Genomic DNA, 14,410 nt, shown 5'->3' on the forward strand with positions numbered 1-14,410 from the left:
GTGTTGAGCGGATTAGAGTAATAATCCATCAACACCAAAAAGTATACACCCAAATTTTAAAAATTTGAATAAAATTAAAGAGTTATTTAATAAGAAAAGTTTAGATATGAAATAAAATATGGTATAATATTAAATACGAAATTCTATATTTTATAGCAAAACTTTTATGAAGAAAAATAGAATTCTATTTTTAAATTCAAAAATGAAAGAATTAAATAAGGGGTAAAAATGGAAAAAATTTTTAGTTTAGTTTCAAAGAATTTAGGCATTCCAATTGAGAAAATTCAGAGTACAATACAACTTTTAGATGATGGAGCAACAGTTCCATTCATAGCGAGATACAGAAAAGAAGTTACAGGAAATTTAGATGAAGTTCAAATAGAAGGAATTTTAGAAAAGGTAAACTACCAAAGAAATCTTGAAAAGAGGAAAGAAGAAGTTATAAGGCTTATAGAAGAGCAGGATAAGCTAACTGAAGAATTGAGGGTTAACATTGAAAAGGCAGAAATATTACAAGAAGTAGAAGATATATATTTTCCTTATAGAAAAAAGAAAAAAACAAAGGCGGATGTTGCTAAAGAAAAGGGTCTTGAACCATTAGCAGAGAAATTTTATATTTTATCTACAATAGAGTCTTTGGAAGAGGAAGCTAAAAATTTTATTACAGAAGAGGTTTTAAATATAGAAGAAGCTTTAGAAGGAGCTAAATTAATTATAGCTCAGAATATTTCTGAAAAAGCAGAATACAGAGAAAAAATAAGAGAAATCTATAATAGAGAGTCAATTCTTGAAGCAAAGGCAAGCAAAAAAGCTAATGAATTAGATGAAAAGAAAATATATGCAGATTATTATGAATATAGTGAGAAGATATTAAAAATGCCATCTCATAGAATTTTAGCAATAAACCGTGGAGAAAAAGAAGATATTTTAAATATTCATTTAAGAATTGAAGATTCAGAAAGAGAGAAAATAGAAAATATTATTTTAAAGGAATTTCCCAAAAATTCTATAAGAGAAATTTATAAAAGTATTGTTGTGGATGCTTTGGACAGACTGATAGTACCTTCTATAGAAAGAGAAGTTAGAAATTTACTGACTGAAAGAGCTGAAAATGAATCTATAGAGGTTTTTAAAGATAATTTAAAAAATCTTTTATTGCAAGCTCCTTTAAAGGAAAAAAATATACTTGCTTTAGATCCTGGATACAGAACAGGTTGTAAAGTAGCTGTAATAGATAAATTTGGTTTTTATAGGGAAAATACTGTTTTTTATTTAGTTGAAGAAATGCACAGTGCTAAACAATTAAAAGATGCTAGAGAAAAATTTATAGCTCTTGTTAAAAAATATAATGTGGATATAGTTGCAATAGGAAATGGTACAGCTTCAAGAGAAACAGAAGTTTTTGTTGCAAATATTATAAAGGAAGAAAAGTTAAATATAAAGTATTTGATTGTTAACGAGGCTGGAGCTTCCGTTTATTCGGCTTCAAAAATAGCAGCTGAAGAATTTCCTGACTTAGATGTAACGGTAAGAGGGGCGATATCTATTGGAAGAAGAATACAGGATCCACTTGCAGAGCTTGTAAAAATAGATCCAAAATCTATTGGAGTTGGCATGTATCAACATGATGTAAACCAAGGGCGTTTAGATGAGTCGTTAGACAATGTAATAAGCAATGTGGTAAATAATGTTGGAGCTAATATAAATACAGCTTCATGGGCATTACTTTCTCATATTTCAGGAATAAAAAAGACCGTTGCAAAAAATATAGTAGACTATAGAAAAGAAAATGGAAATTTTAAGAATAGAAAAGAAATTTTAAAAGTTAAGGGAGTGGGAGCTAAGTCCTATGAACAGATGGCGGGCTTTTTAGTAATTCCAGATGGAGATAATATTCTAGATAATACTGTTATACATCCTGAATCTTATCATATTGGAGAAGAAATTCTAAAGGAAATCGGATTTGATTTAGAGAAATATGATAAAGAATTAGATGTTGCTAGGGAAAAACTGAAAAGTTTTAATTATAAAAACTTTGCACAAAAAAATAATTTTGGCTTAGAAACGGTAAAAGATGTCTATGAAGCTCTTTCTAAAGATAGAAGAGACCCAAGAGAAGATTTTGAAAAACCACTTTTGAAGTCAGAGATTTTAAATATAGATAACCTATTTGTAGGATTAGAGCTGGAAGGTACAGTTAGAAATGTTGTAAAATTTGGTGCTTTCATTGATATAGGCTTGAAAAATGATGCACTTTTACATATTTCAGAAATTTCAGATAAGTTTATTGATGACCCAAGTAAAGTACTGTCAGTCGGTCAAATTATAAAAATTAAAATTAAAGATGTAGATAAGGAAAGAGGTAGGGTAGGTTTAACTCGGAAAGGAATTTAAGTATGACATTGAAAAAAGATTCTTTACTTTTTAGAATAATAACCTATAATGGCATAGCTATAATATTTGTTTCAACAATTATGGCTCTATTGTTTGGTATTATAACTGTAAATGAGATAAACAACCGTCTTTTAGATAAGTCAAGAGAAAAAGTAACAATTTTAAATAAGGTCTATATTTCTCTTATAGAAAAATCAGAAAGAGAGCTATTTAATGCCTTAAGTAATGCATTAGAGTTAAGTTCATTGGTAGATGAGGCTGAAATTCAAAATAAACTTGCTAACTTAGTAAAGAATCAACTGACTTTAGAATCATATAGTCAATATAGTAAGTCGTATATTCAAACTCTTTCGGAAAATAGAAAAATTTTAAGTGAGAGTGGGAATCGAGAGATAAAGTATGATATTTTAAGTAATGCAGAATGGGTTCCTACAATGAATACACTAAACGGAAAACTTTATTATTTTATAGGTACAAATAATAATTTATATGTAAGAATAATTCAGCAATATAGAGAAAGTAATTTAAATGAGAAAAATTATATAGTTTTAACTTTTCCAATAAGTAACTACAGTTTAGATACTGTTAGAAATTTTACTGACATAAAATCTGAGGATAAAATATTTATACTTTCTCGTAATAATTACATTACAGGAGAAATAGGCTCAGATAAAATAAGCAATTTCCTAAAAATAAAAACAAAATTAAAATTTAATGAGAGACTAAAAGGCAGTGATTACTATTACTCAGAAAGGAAGATAAATGAGATACCATATTATATAGCAGTTTCTTCTTTAAAAGACGATGCAGATAATGTTGTGGGTGGAATAGGAATAGCATTATCAAAAAAAGGATTTTTAGCTATAAAATATATGTTAGCAACAATGATACTTGCTATTAGTTTGCTTTCTGTAATTATAAGTACAGCTCTTTGTGCCAGAATTTTTACTAAACTTTTACTTCCACTTTCTGTGCTTGCAGATAAGACAAAAGGAATAGGTAAAGAAAAGAAAGAAGTTGAATTTGAGGAAGAAAGTATATATGAGATAAGAACTATAACTAATTCGATTAAATCAATGACAGAAAGAATAGCAAATAATGAAAAACTTTTACTGAATAGAAATGAAAAATTAAATACAAACTTGAATAGAATAGTTGCAGTAGAAAATATACTTATGGGAGTGGATATAGATAAAAATTTTTCTAAAAGCATAGAAAAGATATTAAGAGCATTAACTTCTGAAATAGGTATGGGCTATAGCAGAGCTATATATTTGGAATATGAAGAGGAAAAGAATCAGTTACTGGCAAAAGATTTAGCTATAAACCCTTCAATATCTTCTAATATTGAGGAGTATACAAAAGGTATAGGTGGATTTGCTTTTCAAATAAAAGATTTAAGTAATTTACTTCCATTATTAAAAATAAAATATGAACCAGGTCATTTATTTTGGGATAGTATGGAGTCTGGAAAAATAATATATCACAATGAAAAAGGCTATAAATTTAATTTTGGAAATGAGCTTTTTAAAAGCTTAGGTTTTACCAACTTTTTAATTTTTCCAATTTCAGATGAAGAGCTTAAGGTTGGCTGTATTTTGATAGATTATTTTGGAAAAGAAAAGGAAGTTTCAAGTGAAGAGGTTGAAGTATTGACACTTTTACTGATGAACTTAGTTATAAGAGTAAAAAATGATTTACAAGAAGAGAAGAAACTGACAAATGAGAGAATTTTAACGATGACTCAGATTTCAAATAAATTTTTAGATAATAATGAAAAATTGATAAATAAAGTTCAGAACTTTGTTGAAAAAATTAGCAATAGAGAGTATAATAGCAAAGACATAGCTAAAATAAATAGGCTTTTAGAAGAAGAGAAAAAACAAAATACTATAATGAGAGGAGTTCTTGATAATTCAGAAAGGTATTTTAAGGCAGTTAATATAGAACGTCTGCTTACTAAAATAGTTAAAGACTATGAAGAAGTTATGGAAAAATATGGTATAAATTTATCTCTATTTGTAAACTTTTCAGGAAATATTTATGGGGACAAGAAAAAAATATACCATATGTTTGTTGAAATCATTAAAAATTCTATGGAAGCCATTTTGATTAGAAATAAACTTGATAAGAAAATTAATATAATAATATCGAGTGCAGAGAGTAATAGAGTTATTATAGAAGTAATTGACAATGGCATAGGGATGGATCCTAGTGATTTAAATCAATTAAAAAAGCCTTATTTATCTGAAAAGAAAAATATTCTTGGTTTGGGTTTGACAACAATATATAGTATCGTGAGAGAACATAAGGGAATAATAAGAATAACATCGGAATTGGATGAGGGAACAAAAGTTAGAATAATTTTTAATGAATACAGGGAGGAAAATAGTTTATGAACGAAAAGGAATATGTAGAAACACTACATTTACCAAAAACAGATTTTCAGATGAAGGCTAATTTACCAAATAAAGAGCCTAAGTATGTAAAAAAATGGATTGATGAAAAAATTTATGAAAAAGGCTTAGCCAAAAATACAGATAAGACATTTATTTTGCATGATGGTCCACCTTATGCTAATGGAAATACGCATATAGGACATGCATTAAATAAGATTTTGAAAGATATAATTGTGAAGTATAAGACATTGAGAGGATATAAATCTCCTTATGTTCCTGGATGGGATACTCATGGGCTTCCTATAGAGTTTAAAGTGACACAAGATTTAGGAGCTAAGGCGAAAGAGATGTCAGCTTTAGAAATAAGAAAACTATGTGAGAATTACGCTAAAAAATGGGTAGATATACAAAAAGAACAATTTATAAGATTGGGAGTTTTAGGGGATTGGGATAATCCATATCTAACTCTTTCCCCAGAGTTTGAAGCAAAACAGTTAGAACTTTTTGGAGAAATATATGAAAAGGGTTATATATTTAAAGGGTTAAAACCAGTTTATTGGTCACCAGCGACAGAAACAGCCTTAGCTGAAGCAGAAATAGAATATCATGATCATACATCACCATCAATTTATGTTAGAATGGAAGCTAATAAAGATTTAATGGACAAACTTGAGCTGAATGAAAAAACTTATATTGTTATATGGACTACAACACCTTGGACATTGCCAGCAAATGTTGCCATATGCTTAAATGAAGATTTTGATTATGGAGTCTATAAAACAGAAAAAGGTAATTTGATATTAGCTAAAGAACTTGCAGAAATAGCTTTTAAAGAAATAGGAATAGAAAATATAGAGCTTGTAAAAGAATTTAAAGGTAATTTTTTAGAGAATACATCGTATAAACATCCATATTTAGATAGAACAGGTTATGTATTACTTGGTTCTCATGTAACTGCAGATGCAGGAACAGGCTGTGTACATACGGCACCAGGTCATGGTCAAGATGACTATGTTGTATGTATAAGATATAAAAAGCCAGTTATTTCACCAGTAAATAATAAAGGATATCTGACAGAAGAAGCTGGGCGTTTCTCTGGGCTTTTTTATAAGGATGCAAACAAAGAAATAATAAATTATTTAACAGAAACAGGTCATATATTACAATGTAAAGAAATAAGGCATTCATATCCACATGATTGGAGATCAAAGACTCCAGTAATTTTTAGAGCTACTGAGCAGTGGTTTGTTAGAATGGAAGGTGGAGATTTAAGAGAAAAGACTTTAGAGGTTATAGATAAGGTAGAATTTGTTCCTTCATGGGGGCGTAATAGAATAAGAGCTATGATGGAAACAAGACCTGATTGGTGTATCTCAAGGCAAAGAGTTTGGGGAGTGCCTATACCGATATTTTTTAATGATGAAACTAATGAGGAAATTTTTCATAAAGAAATATTGGAAAGGATTTGTGCTTTAGTTAGACAAGAGGGTTCTAATATATGGTTTTCTAGAACAGCTGAAGAACTAATTGGAGAGGAGTTACTAGAAAAATATAACTTAAAGAATATAAAATTGAGAAAAGAAACTAATATAATGGATGTTTGGTTTGATTCTGGAAGCAGCCATAGAGGAGTTTTAGAAACTAGAGAAGGATTGCATAGACCTTGTGATATGTATTTAGAAGGTTCAGATCAACATAGAGGTTGGTTTCATACATCACTTTTAACTTCTGTTGCTTCGACAGGGGATTCTCCTTATAAAACAGTATTAACCCATGGTTTTGTTAATGATGGAGAAGGAAAGAAAATGTCTAAATCTCTTGGAAATACTGTTGCTCCAGAAGATGTAATAAAAGTTTATGGAGCGGATATATTAAGGTTATGGTGTGGTTCAGTTGATTATAGAGATGACGTTAGGATATCTGATAATATAGTAAAACAGATGTCTGAATCTTACAGAAGAATAAGAAATACAGCTAGATATATATTAGGAAATAGTAATGATTTTAATATAAATAGAGATAAAGTGGCATATAAAGATCTATTAGAAATAGATAAATGGGCTCTAAATAAGTTAGAAAATTTAAAGAGAAATGTAACAGCTTATTATGATAAATACGAATTTTATAATTTATTCCAAGAGATACATTATTTTGCAGCAGTTGATATGTCAGCATTTTACTTAGATATAATAAAAGATAGATTGTATACAGAAAAAAAAGATTCTGTTGAAAGAAGAGCTGCACAGACTGTTATGAATGAAGTTCTAGAAGTTCTAATAAAAATGATAGCTCCAATATTATCATTTACTGCTGAAGAAATTTGGGAAAATATGCCTCAAGAATCAAGAACAGTTGAGTCTATTTTTTTAACAGATTGGTATGAAGAAAAAGATGAATATTTAAATCCTGAATTAGAAAAAAAATGGGAGAATATAGTTAAACTTAGAAAAGATATAAATAAAAATCTTGAAAAAGCCAGACAGGGTGAAAATAAAATAATAGGTAATTCATTAGACGCCAAAGTTTCATTATATTCAGAGGATGAAAATTTAGTAACAGAGTTAAGAGCAAATAGAGAGCTTTTAGAAATGGTATTTATAGTTTCTGATGTAGAAATAGTTTCTGAAGTTGACTCAACTTATGCAGATGCTGAAGAAATGAAAGAAGTAAAGATAAAAGTATCTCATGCAGATGGTGAAAAATGTGAGAGATGTTGGAAGTACTCAATAGCCTTAGGAGAAGATAAGGCTCACCCAACAATTTGTCCTAGATGTGCTGGAGTTTTGAAATAAAATTTTAATATAAGCACAGCTAGTTAAAAATAATTAGGAGTTAAGAGATATGATTTATATATTTTTATTTTTAATAATGCTTGTAATCGACCAATATACGAAATATATAATAGATACAAATTTTTTACTTGGGGAATCAAGTGTAATAATAGATGGATTTTTCAATTTAACCTATGTACAAAATAGAGGGATGGCATTTGGATTGTTTCAAGGAAAAATAGATGTAGTAAGTATAATAGCTTTATTTGCTGTACTTTTTATATTTGGATACTTTATAAAGGGTTTCAAGAAGATGAATATATTGGAAAAAATTGCATATACTATGATTTTTTCAGGTGCAATTGGGAATTTAATAGATAGGTTTTTAAGAGGTTTTGTAATAGATATGCTAGATTTTAGAGGCATTTGGTCTTTTGTATTTAATTTTGCAGATGTATGGATAAATATAGGTGTAATACTTATAGTTATAGAACATATATTTTTTGGTATAAAAAAAGAGAAGTAGGAATACTTCTCTTTTTTTATATTTTTAATTCATAATAAACTATCTTAATCTTCCTGATAAATCTTGCTTTACCTTTTCAGTAGTGCTTGTATTATATCCTTCTATCCAGCTTTCTGAAAGAATATCATAGTATTTTGAATCAACCTTGATTCTTGTAGTGTTATTCTCTTCTAATTTAGCTGTTATTCTAGTAGCACTGTTTCCAGAAAATAGCCATGCAGTTCTAAGATAACCGCTGTCTTTATCTAAAGTTTCAATATCATAATTTTCACTTACAACTGAAACTAGAGTGCTCCAAGCTTTTTCTTTAACAATATTATTTCTCATTTGAATAGTACTCCATCCTGCAGGTCTAGCTACAAAACCTTGTGGTGCAGTACAACCAACAAAAATGAGAAATAAACTTGCTAATATAATCTTTTTCATAAAAAACCTCCTTAAAAATATTTATGTCTTATTATATGACGTTTTTTTTTTTTTTCAACTTTTTTTTGATAAAAAAACGCACTTTAACAAAGGTACAAAAAATTGACTTTTTATTGTTATTATTATAGAATAATGTGTAAAAAGAATACTTTTTTTATAAAAAAGGAAAGGGGGAAGTTGTAGAATTTTTCTACAACAACTAAAAAATGACTTTTCAAGAAATAATATTAACGCTTCAAAAATTTTGGGGTGAGAAGGGCTGTGTAATAGGAAATCCTTATGATGTAGAAACAGGTGCAGGAACATTTAACCCAGATACATTTTTGATGTCGCTTGGACCTGAGCCGTGGAATATAGCTTATGTAGAGCCTTCGAGAAGACCAAAAGATGGAAGATATGGTGAGAATCCTAATAGAGTGTATCAGCATCATCAATTTCAAGTAATAATGAAGCCATCGCCTGAAAATATTCAGGAATTATACTTAGAAAGTTTAGTAGCATTGGGAATAAATCCTAAAGAGCATGATATAAGATTTGTTGAAGACAACTGGGAAAGCCCAACTTTAGGAGCATGGGGACTTGGTTGGGAAGTTTGGCTAGATGGAATGGAGATAACTCAATTTACATATTTTCAGCAAGTCGGAGGCATAGAATTAGAAGTAACACCAGCAGAACTTACTTATGGTTTAGAAAGAATAGCACTTTATTTACAGGATAAGGACAATGTCTATGACTTGGAATGGACTAAGGGTGTAAAATATGGTGAGAGAAGATTCCAATATGAGTATGAAATGTCAAAATACAGTTTTGAAGTAGCAGATGTAAAAATGCATTTTGCTTTGTTTGATATGTATGAAAAAGAAGCTTTAAATGCCTTAGAAAATAAGCTGGTTTTACCAGCCTATGACTATGTATTAAAATGCTCTCATACTTTTAATAATCTTGATGCAAGAGGGGCAATTAGTACAACAGAAAGAATGTCGTATATTTTAAGGGTCAGAGATCTTGCGAAAAGATGTGCTGAACAATTTGTTGAAGTTAGAAAAAACTTAGGATATCCATTGTTAAAAAAATAAATTGAAGGAGAGAGGTGTGAGAAAGTGAATTTTCTTTTTGAAATTGGTTTAGAAGAACTGCCTTCAAGATATGTAGATGAAGCAGAAAGTAACTTAAAAAAATTGGCAGAGAATGAGTTGAAAACTGAAAGGATAAAATATTCAACAGTGGAATCATTTAGTACACCAAGAAGAGTTGCTATAATTATAAAAGATATCTCTGAAAAGCAAGAGGACTTAAATAAAAAAAGTGTTGGACCTTCTGTGGAGATTGCTTATAAAGATGGAGTTTTAACTAAGGCAGGAGAAGGTTTTATAAAATCTCAAGGAGCAGCAGAGAAAGAAGTTAAAATAATAGAAAATGAGAAAGGAAAATATATTTCTATTGAGCAATTCATTCCTGGTAAGCTAACTAAAGAAGTTTTGCCAGAGATACTTGCTAATATTATAAAGAAAATTGAGTTTGAAAAGTCTATGAAGTGGGGAGCAAGCAATTTTAGATTTGCAAGACCAATAAAATGGTTTGTGGCTTTATTAGACAGTGAAATTTTGAATTTTGAATTTGAAGGAATAAAGGCTAATAATAAAACGAGAGGTATGAGATATTTTGCAAGTCAGGAAATAGAAATATCAAACCCTAATGAATATGAAAAAAAATTGAGAGAAAATTTTGTAATTCCTAAAAAAGAAGATAGAAAGGCTGAAATACTTAAAAGTATCAAAGAAAATTGTGAAAAAGATGGGGAGCAAGTTGTAGTAAATGGCTATCTTTTAGAAGAGGTTGTAAATTTGGTGGAATATCCTTATGCAATTAAAGGTGAATTTAGTAAGGATTATCTATTTCTTCCAGAGCAGATAATAACTATTACAATGGAAACTCATCAAAGATATTTTCCTGTGAGAGATGCTAATAAAAAACTAAAAAATAAGTTTGTAGTTATAAGAAATGCACCTGAATATTCAGAAATAGTGAAAAAAGGAAATGAAAAAGTTATAGAACCAAGACTATCGGATGCAAGATTTTTCTACAATGAGGATTTAAAAATACCTTTGGATAATAATGTAGAAAAATTGAAAACTGTAGTATTTCAAAGAGATTTGGGAACTATTTACTCAAAGGTAAAGAGAAGTGAGAAAATAGCGGCTCATCTTATATCTAAATTAGGATATTTAGATAAAAAAGATGATATTTTAAGAACAGTAAAACTAGCTAAGGCAGATTTAGTATCTAATATGATAGGTGAAAAAGAATTTACAAAACTTCAAGGTTTTATGGGAGCTGATTATGCCCTTAAACTTGGAGAAAAGGATAATGTTTCATTGGGGATAAAAGAACATTATTATCCAAGATTTCAAGGGGATTTACTACCGAGTGGAATAGAAGGGATAATAGCTGGTTTATCAGATAGAATAGATACACTTGTAGGCTGTTTCGGAGTTGGTTTGATACCAACAGGTTCTAAAGATCCGTATGCACTTAGAAGAGCTGCATTAGGCATTGTAAATATTATAGTAGCATCAAATTTAGATATATCATTAAAAGAATTGGTAAATGTAGCTCTTGATGCCTTAGAGGCTGATGGAGTTTTGAAGGCTGATAGGAAAAAAATTGAGAGAGATGTTTTAGATTTCTTAAAACAGAGAGTTATAAATGTATTTTCGGATATGCTATATCCAAAGGATATTGTTTTATCTGTGGTAGATAGAGATGTGGATAATGTTGTTGAAGCTTTAGAAAAAATAAAAGCCCTTTTAGAATATTCTAAAAAAGATGATTTTACAAGACTTTTGCAAACTATAAAAAGAGTTGGAAATATCTCAAAAAATAATACAGAAGATAAAGTTAGAGAAAACTTGTTTCAAAATAACTATGAAAAAACTTTATGGGAAAAATCTAAGCAGCTCTCAATGCTAACAGAAAATTTATTACTTCAAAAAGACTATACAGAATATTTAAAAAGTTTATTGAGCATTGCTAAAGATATAGACGAGTATTTTGAAAACACCATTGTTATGGATGAAAATAAAAATATAAAAGACAACAGAATAAATCAGATGTCTTACTTGATAAATATTTTTACAAAAATGGCATACTTAAATAATTTAGATTAATTTGGAGGCAAATGAATGGATCAAAAAAAGATAGAAAAAGCTTTTTTTGAAATTGTAGAAGCTTTGGGAGATAAGAGAGAGGAACTGAGAGAAACTCCAAAGAGAATAGCAAAAAGTTATGAAGAAATTTTTTCTGGAATTAATGTTGAACCTAGAAAAATTTTAACTAATACTTTTTCTGTAGAGAGTGATGATTTGATAATAGAAAAAAATATAGATTTTTATTCGATGTGTGAGCATCATTTTCTTCCTTTTTTTGGAAAGATATCTCTAGCTTATATACCTAAAGGAAAAATATTTGGTTTTGGAGATATAATTAAGCTAATAGAAATTTTATCAAAAAGACCACAATTACAAGAAAGATTAACAGAGGAAATAGCAAGTTATATGATGGAACTTTTAGCCTGTCAAGGAGTGTATGTTTTGGTTGAGGCAAAGCATCTATGCATGACTATGAGAGGAGCCAAAAAAGAAAATACACAAATAATAACGAGTTCTGCTAAGGGAATTTTTGAAAGCTCAACTGAAAAGAGAATAGAGGTTCTAACTTTATTAAAGTGAGGTGTAGTATGGATAAGATAAGCATAAAAAATTTGGAGTTCATAGGTTATCATGGAGTTTTTGAAGAAGAAAAGAAATTAGGTCAAAGATTTCAAATAAGTTTGGAGTTGGAAACAGATTTAAGAAGTGCTGGAATAGAGGATAATTTAGATAAAACAACTCATTATGGATATGTTGTAAATACAGTGAGAGATGTATTTTTTTCAAAAAAATATGACTTGATAGAGAGTTTGGCTGAAGATATAGCTAGAGTGATTCTTTTAGAGTACTCTTATATAAGAGGAATAAAAGTAGAAATAAGAAAACCTTGGGCTCCAGTTGGGCATATTTTAGAAAGTGTTTCTATACAAATAGAGAGAAAATGGAATACAGTTTACTTATCTTTAGGTTCAAATTTAGGCAATAAAAAAGAAAATTTAGAAAAAGCAATACAAAATATTAAAGAAATTCCAGATACTTTTGTTATAAAAAAAAGTAAAATAATAGAAACTGAACCTTTCGGCTATAAAGAACAAGATAATTTTTTAAATTCATGTATAGAAATAACAACTCTTTTGTATCCTAAGGAACTTTTAAATAAACTATTAGAAATAGAAAAAAGTATGGGTAGGGAGAAAAAAATAAAATGGGGTCCAAGAATAATAGATTTGGATATCATTTTCTATAATAAAGAGCTAATAGAAGATGAAGACTTAGTGATTCCTCATCCATATATGGAATACAGGAGCTTTGTTTTAGAACCATTGGAGGAAATAAATCCTCATTTTGTTCATCCACTTTTAAACAAAAGAATTAGCACTTTGAGAAAGGAACTTGAAGAAAATGAAAATTAAGGATAGAGAACTAAAACTAGGAGATAGAACTTTAGTAATGGGAATATTAAATGTCACTCCTGATTCATTTTCTGATGGTGGAAAGTACAATAATCTTGATGCAGCAATAAAGCAAGTTGAAAAATTGATTTCTGAAGGAGCAGATATAATAGATATAGGTGGAGAATCAACAAGACCTGGTCATATACAAATTAGTTCAGAAGAAGAAATAAAAAGGGTTGTTCCTATAATAAAAAAAATAAAAGAGAACTTTAATATACCTATATCCATTGATACATATAAACATGATGTAGCTAGGGAAGCAATTTTAGCTGGAGCTGATATTGTAAATGATATCTGGGGACTTCAGTATGACAATGGAGAAATGGCAAAGCTTATAAAAGATTTTGACCTTCCTTTAATAGCTATGCATAATCAAAGTGATGAAAATTATTCAAAAGATATTATTTTAACTCTAAAAGATTTTTTCGATAAAACTTATAAAATTGCAAAGAAGTATGGTATAGACAAGAATAAAATAATTTTAGATCCAGGCTTAGGTTTTGGAAAAAATGCAGAACAAAATATTGAAATTATGTCACGTTTGGATGAGCTTTGTGCTTTAGGTCCTGTGCTTTTAGGTGCATCAAAAAAAAGATTTATAGGAAAGCTTCTAAATGACCTACCCTTTGATGAGAGAGTTGAAGGTACAATTGCCACAACAGTTATAGGAATACAAAAAGGAGTATCCATTGTCAGGGTTCATAATGTTTTAGAGAACAAAAGAGCTTGTCTAGTAGCTGATGGAATTTATAAAAAATAAAAAGTGACTTAATCACGGAAATATAAAGTGAGATAACTTATAATTAAAATATAAAAGTAAAAATATAAATTAGGAGGGATAAAAATGGCATTAGTGAAAGGAACTAAGGAGAACTTTAAATCAGAAGTTCTAGAGGCAAAGGGATTAGTGGTGGTAGATTTTGGTGCTAACTGGTGTGGTCCTTGTAAGAGTTTGTTACCTATATTAAATGAAGTAGTAAATGAAGACCCAAATAAAAAAATAGTTAAAGTTGATATAGACGAAGAAGAAGAATTAGCAAAAGAATATAAAATAATGAGTGTACCAACTTTGTTTGTATTTAAAAATGGAGAAGTTATTGATAAGTCTGTAGGGCTTATTCAAAAAGATGAAGTGAAAGCTTTATTTGCAAAATAAAAAATGAAGATCCAGTCTTTTGACTGGATTTTTTAGTATCTAGGAAAGTATCAATTTATTGTATTTTTAAAGTAAAAGAAAATGGCTCTGTGTCAAATGGTGTTGATGAAAAAATCAAATAAATTTTTATGTAGT

11 protein-coding genes are annotated in these 14,410 nt (G+C 29.1%); 10 read left to right on the forward strand and 1 reads right to left on the reverse strand.

Annotated features, from left to right (window positions below; genetic code table 11):
• Positions 1 to 228: 228 nt before the first annotated feature.
• From Q4A58_RS06910 to lspA, 4 genes are read left to right on the forward strand one after another with little or no spacing between them, the layout of a single operon-like run.
• Positions 229 to 2,394 carry a Tex family protein gene (locus tag Q4A58_RS06910; protein WP_303117788.1) on the forward strand — a complete coding sequence of 722 codons (2,166 nt, stop codon included), beginning with the start codon at positions 229 to 231 and terminating at the stop codon, positions 2,392 to 2,394.
• 2 nt (positions 2,395 to 2,396) lie between these two features.
• A complete protein-coding gene (locus tag Q4A58_RS06915; protein WP_303117790.1) occupies positions 2,397 to 4,793 on the forward strand; it encodes an ATP-binding protein in 2,397 nt (798 codons plus the stop codon).
• Positions 4,790 to 7,585 carry an isoleucine--tRNA ligase gene (gene ileS, locus Q4A58_RS06920; protein ID WP_303117792.1) on the forward strand — a complete coding sequence of 932 codons (2,796 nt, stop codon included), beginning with the start codon at positions 4,790 to 4,792 and terminating at the stop codon, positions 7,583 to 7,585. The genes Q4A58_RS06915 and ileS overlap by 4 nt, the downstream gene beginning before the upstream one ends.
• A 49-nt stretch (positions 7,586 to 7,634) precedes the next feature.
• Positions 7,635 to 8,090, forward strand: a complete 456-nt coding sequence (lspA, locus tag Q4A58_RS06925; RefSeq protein ID WP_303117793.1) for a signal peptidase II — start codon at positions 7,635 to 7,637, stop codon at positions 8,088 to 8,090.
• 39 nt (positions 8,091 to 8,129) lie between these two features.
• Here the strand turns inward: lspA and Q4A58_RS06930 are convergent, their stop codons facing one another.
• Entirely contained in the window at positions 8,130 to 8,516 is a 387-nt protein-coding gene (locus tag Q4A58_RS06930; RefSeq protein ID WP_303117795.1) for a hypothetical protein, read from the reverse strand.
• A 206-nt stretch (positions 8,517 to 8,722) separates the two neighbouring features.
• Between Q4A58_RS06930 and glyQ the strand changes: the two genes are divergently transcribed.
• The 6 genes from glyQ (at position 8,723) to trxA (ending at position 14,275) form a co-directional block, all read left to right on the forward strand.
• Positions 8,723 to 9,592, forward strand: coding sequence for a glycine--tRNA ligase subunit alpha (gene glyQ / locus Q4A58_RS06935; RefSeq protein WP_303117797.1), 870 nt, complete (start codon positions 8,723 to 8,725; stop codon positions 9,590 to 9,592).
• A gap of 24 nt (positions 9,593 to 9,616) precedes the next feature.
• A complete protein-coding gene (gene glyS, locus Q4A58_RS06940; protein ID WP_303117798.1) occupies positions 9,617 to 11,683 on the forward strand; it encodes a glycine--tRNA ligase subunit beta in 2,067 nt (688 codons plus the stop codon).
• A 15-nt stretch (positions 11,684 to 11,698) separates the two neighbouring features.
• Positions 11,699 to 12,244, forward strand: a complete 546-nt coding sequence (gene folE / locus Q4A58_RS06945) for a GTP cyclohydrolase I FolE (RefSeq protein ID WP_303117800.1) — start codon at positions 11,699 to 11,701, stop codon at positions 12,242 to 12,244.
• A gap of 8 nt (positions 12,245 to 12,252) precedes the next feature.
• Positions 12,253 to 13,077: a 2-amino-4-hydroxy-6-hydroxymethyldihydropteridine diphosphokinase gene (gene folK, locus Q4A58_RS06950; protein WP_303117802.1), complete on the forward strand. Its 825-nt coding sequence runs from the start codon at positions 12,253 to 12,255 to the stop codon at positions 13,075 to 13,077.
• Positions 13,058 to 13,879: a dihydropteroate synthase gene (gene folP / locus Q4A58_RS06955; RefSeq protein WP_303117804.1), complete on the forward strand. Its 822-nt coding sequence runs from the start codon at positions 13,058 to 13,060 to the stop codon at positions 13,877 to 13,879. The genes folK and folP overlap by 20 nt, the downstream gene beginning before the upstream one ends.
• An 84-nt stretch (positions 13,880 to 13,963) precedes the next feature.
• Positions 13,964 to 14,275, forward strand: a complete 312-nt coding sequence (gene trxA / locus Q4A58_RS06960; protein ID WP_303117806.1) for a thioredoxin — start codon at positions 13,964 to 13,966, stop codon at positions 14,273 to 14,275.
• Positions 14,276 to 14,410: the final 135 nt, after the last annotated feature.

This window comes from Fusobacterium sp. (assembly GCF_030528405.1).
Taxonomy (GTDB): Bacteria; Fusobacteriota; Fusobacteriia; order Fusobacteriales; family Fusobacteriaceae; genus Fusobacterium.